At 34.2% G+C, this 10,016-nt stretch carries 7 protein-coding genes; all 7 read left to right on the forward strand.

What is annotated here, in order from left to right; all coding sequences use genetic code 11:
- Positions 1 to 2,470, forward strand: a 2,470-nt coding sequence (locus CQA57_RS07940; protein ID WP_115579703.1) for a BspA family leucine-rich repeat surface protein, incomplete at its 5' end; no start/stop codon positions are given.
- Complete coding sequence (locus CQA57_RS07945; protein WP_115579704.1) at positions 2,467 to 3,225, forward strand: BspA family leucine-rich repeat surface protein; 759 nt, start codon at positions 2,467 to 2,469, stop codon at positions 3,223 to 3,225. The genes CQA57_RS07940 and CQA57_RS07945, both read left to right, overlap by 4 nt.
- Before the next feature lie 400 nt (positions 3,226 to 3,625).
- Complete coding sequence (locus CQA57_RS07950; RefSeq protein WP_115579705.1) at positions 3,626 to 4,600, forward strand: hypothetical protein; 975 nt, start codon at positions 3,626 to 3,628, stop codon at positions 4,598 to 4,600.
- 10 nt (positions 4,601 to 4,610) lie between these two features.
- Positions 4,611 to 5,579 carry a BspA family leucine-rich repeat surface protein gene (locus CQA57_RS07955; RefSeq protein WP_115579706.1) on the forward strand — a complete coding sequence of 323 codons (969 nt, stop codon included), beginning with the start codon at positions 4,611 to 4,613 and terminating at the stop codon, positions 5,577 to 5,579.
- Positions 5,576 to 7,348: a hypothetical protein gene (locus tag CQA57_RS07960; RefSeq protein WP_115579707.1), complete on the forward strand. Its 1,773-nt coding sequence runs from the start codon at positions 5,576 to 5,578 to the stop codon at positions 7,346 to 7,348. The genes CQA57_RS07955 and CQA57_RS07960 overlap by 4 nt, the downstream gene beginning before the upstream one ends.
- Complete coding sequence (locus CQA57_RS07965) at positions 7,341 to 8,267, forward strand: BspA family leucine-rich repeat surface protein (protein ID WP_211305573.1); 927 nt, start codon at positions 7,341 to 7,343, stop codon at positions 8,265 to 8,267. The genes CQA57_RS07960 and CQA57_RS07965 overlap by 8 nt, the downstream gene beginning before the upstream one ends.
- Before the next feature lie 18 nt (positions 8,268 to 8,285).
- Positions 8,286 to 9,875 carry a BspA family leucine-rich repeat surface protein gene (locus tag CQA57_RS07970; RefSeq protein ID WP_115579708.1) on the forward strand — a complete coding sequence of 530 codons (1,590 nt, stop codon included), beginning with the start codon at positions 8,286 to 8,288 and terminating at the stop codon, positions 9,873 to 9,875.
- Positions 9,876 to 10,016: the final 141 nt, after the last annotated feature.

Raw genomic sequence — 10,016 nt, forward strand, 5'->3', positions numbered from 1 at the left:
AAAGATGATTTCTCCCCTCCTCTCTTTAGTTTTCTTATCCACTCCCCTCCTAGCAGAGTTAAAGTATTTTCCCAAAGATAAGGCTGAACTACTTGAACTTGTTAAAAATGAAAATATCAAACTTGATGAGATTGATACAAGTAAAATTACAGATATGAGCTTTCTCTTTTGTGAGGCGCAAAATACTTCACACTCTCACCCTTATGTAGATAGTTGCGAGAAAACCAATAGATGGATTTTTAAGGGCATAGAAACTTGGGATGTATCAAATGTGGAAAATATGGAAGGAATGTTTTGGGGAAATCGATATTTTAATCAACCTATTGAAAATTGGAATGTGAGCAAAGTAAAAAATATGAGCTATATGTTTGCGAATACAGACTCCTTCAATCAACCCCTTGAAAATTGGGATGTGAGTAATGTAGAGAATATGAGTGAGATGTTTTCTAGAACTTGGCGATTTAATCAACCTATTGGAAAATGGGATGTGAGTAATGTAGAGGATATGAGCTATATGTTTGCAGGTTCTTATTTTAATCAACCCATTGGGAACTGGAATGTGAGCAATGTCAAAGATATGAAGGGAATGTTTGCCTTTGCAAGCTCTTTTAACCAACCCATTGGGAACTGGAATGTGAGCAATGTCAAAGATATGAAGGGAATGTTTCATCGGGCCACAGCCTTCAACCAACCCCTAGAAAAATGGGATGTGAAAAATGTGAAAAATATGAAAGAAATGTTTAAAGAAGCAAAATCTTTCAACCAACCACTTGGCAAATGGAATATCAAAAATGTTAAAAACACAGATATGATGTTTTGGGACACAGAATCCTTCAATCAAGACTTAAGCTCTTGGGGAGAAAAAAATCCTTTTGCTCACAATTGGGGTATCAACCCCTACTACAAAGAAGTCCCAAAAAGAAACTCTCCTTATCGTGCTCCATCTAAAAATCTAAAATTTTTTCCTCAAACTAAAAATGGCTTAATCTCACTCCTTGAAGATGAAAATATCAAGCTAAATGAGATTGATGTCAGCAAAATCAAGGATATGAGCCGTTTGTTTTACTCAACTAAAGACAGAGTGGATTTTAGTGGGATAGAAACTTGGGATGTGAGTAATGTAGAGGATATGAGCGACATGTTTTATGGAGCCAAAAATTTCAACCAACCCATTGAGAATTGGAATGTGAGCAAAGTAAAAAATATGAGTTCTATGTTTGAGGCAGCTATATCTTTTAATCAACCTATTGGAAAATGGGATGTGAGTAATGTAGAGGATATGAGCGACATGTTTTATGGAGCCATATCTTTTAATCAACCTCTAAATACTTGGAGATTCAATAAAAAAGCCAACACTCTTGGAATCCTTGCATACGCACAAGCATTCAATCAAGACCTAAGCTCTTGGGGAGAAAAAAATCCTTTTAGAAAATTCAAACCAAAGAGCAAAGAAGAGCTAATAGAGATAATGCAAGATGAGAGTGTGCCACTTAAAAATATTGATGTAAGCCAAATCAAAGATATGAGTTATTTGTTTTGCAGGCAAGCGGAGTATGGGCCGATAAATCATTTTCCCCAGTGCAAAGAGTCTTCGAAGAGAAAAAACTTCAAGGGCATAGAAACTTGGGATGTATCAAATGTGGAAAATATGGAAGGAATGTTTTGGGGAAATCAATACTTTAATCAACCTATTGGGGATTGGAATGTAAGCAATGTCAAAAATATGAAAAGAATGTTCAAAAATAGCAATTTTTATCAAAATATCCAAGATTGGAATGTAAGCAATGTAGAAAATATGAGTGAAATGTTTTTTAATACCTGGAGATTCAATCAACCCCTTAACTCTTGGAAACTAAATGCCAAAGTAAAGATAAGAGGTATGTTTGCACAAGCACAAGCATTCAATCAAGACCTAAGCTCTTGGGGAGAAAAAAATCCTTTTAGAAAATTCAAACCAAAGAGCAAAGAAGAGCTAATAGAGATAATGCAAGATGAGAGTGTGCCACTTAAAAATATTGATGTAAGCCAAATCAAAGATATGAGTTATCTATTTTGTCAAGAATTTGATACCGACTCTCCAAATGAAGAGTATCAAAAAGAATGTCAAAACTCATTGAAAAGAAAAAAGTTTGATGGTATTGAAACTTGGGATGTAAGTAATGTAGAGAATATGGAGGGGATGTTTTATGGGAATCCATATTTTAATGCGTCTATTGAGGATTGGAATGTAGGCAAAGTAAAGAATATGAGCAAAATGTTTTCAGAAGCAGGGCGTTTCAATCAGCCTTTGGATAAATGGGATGTGAGTAATGTGGAAAATATGGAGGGAATGTTTGACTATGCAGTTTCATTTTATCAAGATATAAGCTCTTGGAAAACCACCAAACTTAAAAAATGGAAAAATATATTCAGAAACTCTCCATTAGAAGATGACAAAAGCAAGCAATTCCAAATCAAGGAGCAAAAATGAATCTAAAATCCCTAAACAAACCTCAAAAATTCCTACTAGGGTTATTCCTTCTTGGGATGGGAGGTATCACTTATCTAGCCTATCAAAACCATATTCTCAAAAAAAATGGAAAATTTCTTCCAAAAAACAGAGAACAACTTTTGAGACTTGTCAAAAACGAATATATTAGACTTAACATGATTGATACTAGTGAGATTACTGATATGAGCAACCTATTTCATGTTCCTATCACTGAGCTTAGCACTATTCCATTACCAGATGAGGATATAAGAAAAAACAGAGAACAATCTGCTTGGGATAGACAAGATTTTACTGGAATTGAAACTTGGGACACTTCAAAAGTAACCAATATGAGCAGAATGTTTCAAAACTCCCATTTTAATCAACCCATTGAAAATTGGGATGTGAGCAATGTGAAAGATATGAGTTCTATGTTCTGCGATGCAAAGCGTTTCAATCAACCCCTAGATAAATGGGATGTGAGTAATGTGGAAAGTATGTATTCTATGTTTAAGAATGCCATTTCTTTCAATCAACCTTTGAATAATTGGAATGTGAGCAAAGTAAAAAATATGAGTTCTATGTTTGAGGCAGCTATATCTTTTAATCAACCTTTGAATAATTGGAATGTAGGTAATGTCAACGTGAATTGGATGTTTGATGATGCCATTTCTTTCAATCAAAATCTAGATTCTTGGGGAGATAAAAATCCATTCAAAAAAAATCACGGGAAGAATCCTGACTATAACCCATAATCCTCAAGTCAAACAAAAAATAATAAAAGATGTATTTGAGATAAATAATATAGATATATGCCAATACCACTCTCTTCTTGAAAAGCTCTTGGGACAATCACCTTGCGAAAAAATAATCATAAAATAATCATAAAATAATCATAAAATAATCATAAAATAATCATAAAGAAACACACCCCTCCTATCGATTCAAAAAAGGATTGGGCTATGACTCTTGTTTTCATATTGTCAAATCACACCTATCTATTGATTGTCAAAATTATTCAAAAGGAATTGCAATGAAAATCAAACTTCTACCCCCCTCACTCTTGGAATATTGTTTCTTTTAGTGGAGATCAAGTTTTTCAAACGCAAGAAGACAAAAATCCAATAAAACAGCACTAGCCAGACTTTAGAGTGGTTGCTAGATAAAGATTTTTGTTCTTATAGCAAAAATCTTGAGTTTGGCTATAATACAAAAAATCAAGTAGATTTTACTAAGGAGTTGCCAAAATATACTCCAAATCTCCTTAGCTTAAAGCCATTTTATATAAAAGTATTATTCTTAGAGCAAAAGGATTGGATTGTGATTGGGTTAATAGCACTGAGTATATTGACTTTGCTTATTTTGATGTCAATTTTTGTATTGATTTTGTTTTTTGAAAATGTCTTTGCCAACAAAGGAGAAGCATTCAAAAACCCTTTTGCTTATTTGGTAATGATTGGATTTTTCCTTTGGATAATCTATCTTACACTTATCAATATAGATGCTTTTGTTGCTTTTGTTGCTTTGTTGATTGTTGTCTTTTTGATTTCTCATTTTCTTGCACGATGCTTAAAAACTAAAGAACTCTTTCCCAACCATCCACTGAGTTCTGTCTATCTCTATACTTTTACGCTTACGGCTTTCTTGCAAACTATTTTAGTTTTTGGCTATGGATATATCATCCCAAATTTTTTGCGACCAAGTTACTACACACAATTCTCTCCTCTATGTAGCCTCAACAATCTTAAAGACAATAAAGAGAAGTTTGATAAGATTTTATCCCTTTTAAATCTCAATCTTAAAAATCTTGATTATGAGAAGCTAAATCGCTATCTTACAGAAACAAATGGTGGAGGATATAAATCCTCTATCCTTATGAGGCGTGGAGTGGAATACAATGAGCATTCTTGGGTCATAGAAGACACCAATAATTTTTTTGCTTCCAATTCTGAAATAGAAGGGGGTAAAGTTATTCTAAAGACACAACAAGCTCACATTGACAAAAACAATATTCATTCAATACAAATTGAGGTTTATTGGGATTCTCATCGCTCTAGTCTCTATTGGAATCCTTGGTATCCTTTTGATCCCAAATTGAAAGATAGGGCTACAATAATGTGTCGTAATTGAAGAAGCAGTTATGAAATTAAAAATATCACCCTACTCTTTTTTGCTCCTTTTTTCTATTCCCCTTCTGGCAGAGCTGAAGTATTTTCCCAAAGATAAAGATGAACTACTTGAGCTAGTCAAAAATGAGAGTATCAAACTAGATGAGATTGACACAAGCAAGATTACAGATATGAGCTATCTGTTTTGTCTTGCAAGGGATAACTCACGCTCTTATCCTTATGAAGAGGGTTGCGGAAGAGTATTTAGAAAAGACTTCAAAGGAATTGAAAAGTGGGATGTGAGTAATGTAGAGGATATGGCCAGAATGTTTGATAGTGTAGAAAATTTCAACGAGCCTATTGGGAAGTGGGATGTTAGCAATGTGAAAAATATGAAATTAATGCTTTCAGGAGCCACCTCTTTTAATCAACCTCTTGATAAATGGAATGTGAGTAAGGTGGAAAATATGTGTGCGATGTTTGAACAAGCCACATTATTCAATCAACCCCTAAACTCTTGGGATGTGAGTAATGTCAAAGATATGAGTTCAATGTTTTCAGGGGCAAAGTCTTTCAATCAATCCCTAAACTCTTGGGATGTATCCAGTGTGAAAGATATGAGTGCGATGTTTTCACACACTCTCTTCAACGAGCCCCTAGATAAATGGAATGTAAGTAATGTGAAAGATATGAGCTCTATGTTTTCAGGGGCAAAGTCTTTCAATCAATCCCTAAACTCTTGGGATGTATCCAGTGTGAAAGATATGTCTTGGATGTTTAAGAATGCAAAAGCTTTCAATCAGCCCTTGGATAAATGGGATGTGAGTAATGTAGAGGATATGACAAAAATATTCAATGGAGCAAAATCTTTTAATCAAGATTTGAGTATGTGGAAGGCACTAAAATTGAAAGGATGGGGAGCTTGGAAAGAAATGTTTGAGGGAAGTCCATTAGAAAAAGACAAAGCTAAAAGATTTGTCAATCCAAGGATTAGACAATGAATTGGAATGTAAAAAAAATTGAAGAAAAAAATACTCCAAAGTTTCTATCCTTTGAAGTTATAAAGAGAGTTATAGACAACAAGGAAGACAAAGAAACAAAAAAAGAAAATGAATTTTCTTATCAAGCAAGAATGTTTATCAAAGATTTTGAGGGATTTAGTAAGACAAAAGACAAACCCAAAAATCATCAAGAAGAACCCCAAGAAAAACAAAAAAGAGAAAATACAGCTTATGCCTACTATGATTCTGAGGGAATCCCCACAATCGGATATGGGTTTAATCTCACTGATTTCTCAGTTTTTGAGATTTTGAAAGATTATTTACACCCTAAACCAAACAACTGGGGTAAAGAACTTGGGCAAATCCAAGCTCTAAAGTTTGAAAAAAAAGAAATCAAGGTAGGAGAAAAGAAAAAAAATATATATGTCTTGAACAAAATCTCCAATAACGAAAAATGGGAAAAAATTACACAGGAGTTTCATAAAAATCACCAGAAAAAAGATAATCAAGAAAGCCTCTGTTTTGACAAAGCAGAGCTTGGCAAAAATATTGAAACTTTTGATTCTATACTACAATCTCTTTTTCCCTATACACTCAGCAGGGATTTATCTGAAAAAAGTATTGCAACCTTGCTTTACAAAAAAATAAAGACAATTACAAATGCCAATGAAGCCACAAGAGAAGGTATAGTAAAGACTTTTCTTGGAAGCAGTGAGGGGGTGGCACTTTTAAGTCTTTATTACAATAATCCTACCATTATAGGAAGAGGATTAAGAGAGGCGTATGAAGAGAATAATCGATTCAAAATGTGGTTTGAAATCAGATACAACAGCAATAAGGGGAAAGATATAGGTATAGCCAAAAGGAGATTTGCAGAATCTAATGTCTTTGGATTGTTTAAAAACACAAAAAGAGGAGAGGGGTATAAAAATACAGCAAAGTGGGGATTTGCCGATAAAGAGAATACCAACACCGCAGGATTAAAAGAGACAATCAGGTTTTTCATCTCTTTGCATTCTAAGTTTGAAAAAGAGGGAAAAAAGAGTTATTTTGAATATGTGAAGTATTATGAGAGCGAAAAGTCTTTTGGTGGAACTACGATTCCAAAAAAACTAGCAGATGAAGACGAAAGGAACAAGCCTAATCTTAAACACCACTTTCGCCCTCATACAGAAGTCTTCTCTCCATTTGTAAAAACCTTCAATGAAGCAATGAAAGAGGCAATAGGGCAGACAAATCAGGAAGCCAACAATTCCAATAACCAACAGCAGGAGTTAAAATTCACACTTGAGAATATTCTTGTAATAACCAAAGACAATTGCACAAGCATTATAGAAACTATCAATGAAAAATCAGCCAAAGGGGAACTTGCTATCATTTTAGAGAAAGGATACGATCTAGGCTTCCTAAAATATCAAAATCAAAAAATTGAAAAAAACAATCCTCTACACATTATTCTCTCTTTTGACAATCATATTGATTGCAGTGGATTTATAAACTCCAATAATATGACTTTCTATATCTTAAAAGATGACAAGATTATCAAACTTTGTGGAAGCAAAAACCCCCTAAAATCCCAAGAAATCTCATTTCAAGATACAACCCTCAAAGGACTAATGCAAATCAACAAAGATGAAGGGATAATCTATTGCTTCAAAGAGCAAGCTAATGGGAAGTTTTCTCCAAATCTTTCAATCTATTGCAAAGATACTTTTGAGCTTATAGCCACTATCTACAACCTCCGCTCTGAAGGAGAAAATAATGCCTAAAAACAAAACAACCAAAAATCTCTCAAAAAGGAATCCTATGAAAACTAAACTTCTACTCCCTCTACTTTCTCTCACTCTATGGACTTTACCCCTCCTAGCAGAGCTAAAGTATTTTCCCAAAGATAAAGAAGAATTGATTGCCCTTGTAGCTGATGAGAGTATCAAGTTAGATGAGATAGATGTCAGCAAGATTACAGATATGAGTTTTCTGTTTTGTCTTACAAGGGATAACTCACGCTCTTACCCTTATGAAGAGGGTTGTGGAAGAGTGTTTAGAAAAGAATACAAGGGGATTGAGAAGTGGGATGTGAGTAAAGTAGAAGATATGAGAGGAATGTTTGAAAGTGTAGAAAACTTCAACGATCCTATTGGGGAGTGGAATGTAAGTAATGTTAAAAAAATGGGAGGAATGTTTGCAGGTGCAACCTCTTTCAACCAACCTTTGGATAAGTGGGATATAAGGAATGTAGAAAATATAGGTGCAATGTTTTTAAATGCAACCTCTTTCAACCAACCTCTAAATCAATGGGATGTAAGTAATGTCAAAGATATGGGGGGAATGTTTGCAGAAGCCACTTCTTTCAACCAACCCCTAGATAAATGGGATGTGAGTAATGTGAAGGATATGTCTAGGATGTTTTATCAAGCCACTTCTTTCAATCAACCCCTAAACTCTTGGGATGTGAGTAATGTGAAGGATATGTCTAGGATGTTTTATCAAGCCACTTCTTTCAATCAACCCCTAAACTCTTGGGATGTGAGTAATGTAGAGGATATGACAAAAATATTCAATGGAGCAAAATCTTTTAATCAAGATTTAAGTATGTGGAAAGTGTCAAAGCTAAAAAGATATGGCTCTTTTTGGAGAGAAATGTTTATGGGAAGTCCATTAGAGCAAGACAAGAAAAAAAGATTCTAAAATCAAAAGGAAATAGCAATGCCTAAGCCCCAAGAAGATAAGAACACTCAAGAAATCACCCAAGAAAGGAATCCTATGAAAACTAAACTCTTACTCCCACTACTCTCCCTCACTCTAGGGACTTTGCCCCTTCTAGCAGAGCTGAAGTATTTTCCCAAAGATAAAGATGAGCTACTCAAACTTGTCAAAAATGAGAATATCAAACTTGATGAGATTGACACAAGTAAGATTATAGATATGAGTTATTTGTTTTGCAGAAATGATCGGAATGAGTGTAAAAACTCAGCCCAAAAAAGAAAAACATATAAAGGTATTGAGAAGTGGGATACCTCTAATGTAGAAAATATGGAGGGGATGTTTTATGACAATAAAAATTTTAATGAGCCTATTGGAAAATGGGATGTGCGTAAGGTGGCAAATATGAAAAGGATGTTTTCGTATACTCTATTTAATCAACCTCTTAATTCTTGGAATGTAGGTAATGTAGAGAATATGGAAGTAATGTTTTATTGGGCAAAATCTTTCAATCAACCTCTAAATGGATGGAATACAAGCAATGTAAAAAATATGGGAAGAATGTTTGCAGGTGCAACCTCTTTCAATCAACTTCTAGATAATTGGAATGTAGGCAATGTAGAGAATATGAGCAGGATGTTTGCTGATGCAGATAGTTTCAATCAACCCCTAGAAAAATGGAATGTGAGTAATGTAGAGAATATGGAAGCAATGTTTGCTGATGCAGATAGTTTCAATCAACCCCTAGAAAAATGGAATGTAAGCAATGTAAAAAATATGAAGGAAATGTTTAAAGAAGCAAAGGCATTCAATCAACCTTTAGACTCTTGGAAACTCAATCCTAAAGCCAATATCAAAGATATGTTTGCAAAAAACAATACTTTTAATCAAGATTTGAGTTCTTGGGGAGAGAAAAATCCTTTTGGGATATTCAAACCAAAGAGCAAGGAAGAGCTAATAGAGATAATGAAAGATGAGAGTGTGCCACTTAAAAACATTGATGTAAGTGCGATCAAAGATATGAGCTATCTATTTTGTAGGGAAACAGATCCAGATTCTAGGGCAATGAATTATGTCCCACAATGCAAAAAATCTTCAGAGAGAGAAAACTTTAAGGGGATTGAGACTTGGGATGTATCAAATGTGGAAAATATGGAGGGAATGTTTTGGGGAAACTTTCTTTTCAATGAACCTATTGGGAATTGGAATGTAAGTAAAGTGAAGAATATGGGTAGAATGTTTGCAGATACAGAAATTTTCAATCAACCCATAAACTCTTGGGATGTAAGCAATGTGGAATATATGTATCATATGTTTGGATTTGCAGAAAAATTTAATCAGCCCCTAGATCAATGGAATGTAGGTAATGTAAAAGATATGTTTGGGATGTTTAATCACTCTGTCTTTAATCAACCTATTGGGAATTGGGATGTGAGTAATGTAGAGAATATGGGACTTATGTTTTATAGTGCAGAATCTTTCAATCAAGATTTAAGCAAATGGAAAACCCCAAAACTCAAAGAGTGGGATAGTATTTTTGAATTTTGTCCTTTGGATTTTTATACTGAAAAACAATTTAAGATAGGGGAGTAGAAAATGAATCTAAGCAAACTTCTACTCCCACTACTCTTCCTCACTCTAGGGACTTTACCCCTCCTAGCAGAGCTGAAGTATTTCCCAAAAGATAAAGAAGAATTGATTGCCCTTGTGGCTGATGAGAGTATCAAACTAGAT

It is taken from the genome of Helicobacter anseris, from assembly GCF_003364335.1.
GTDB lineage: Bacteria > Campylobacterota > Campylobacteria > Campylobacterales > Helicobacteraceae > Helicobacter_H > Helicobacter_H anseris.

Coding starts and splice junctions, on each gene's coding strand:
- CQA57_RS07945 (WP_115579704.1), top strand. CDS start 2,467: ATGAATCTAAAATCCCTAAACAAACCTCAAAAATTCCTACTAGGGTTA.
- CQA57_RS07955 (WP_115579706.1), top strand. CDS start 4,611: ATGAAATTAAAAATATCACCCTACTCTTTTTTGCTCCTTTTTTCTATT.
- CQA57_RS07960 (WP_115579707.1), top strand. CDS start 5,576: ATGAATTGGAATGTAAAAAAAATTGAAGAAAAAAATACTCCAAAGTTT.
- CQA57_RS07965 (WP_211305573.1), top strand. CDS start 7,341: ATGCCTAAAAACAAAACAACCAAAAATCTCTCAAAAAGGAATCCTATG.
- CQA57_RS07970 (WP_115579708.1), top strand. CDS start 8,286: ATGCCTAAGCCCCAAGAAGATAAGAACACTCAAGAAATCACCCAAGAA.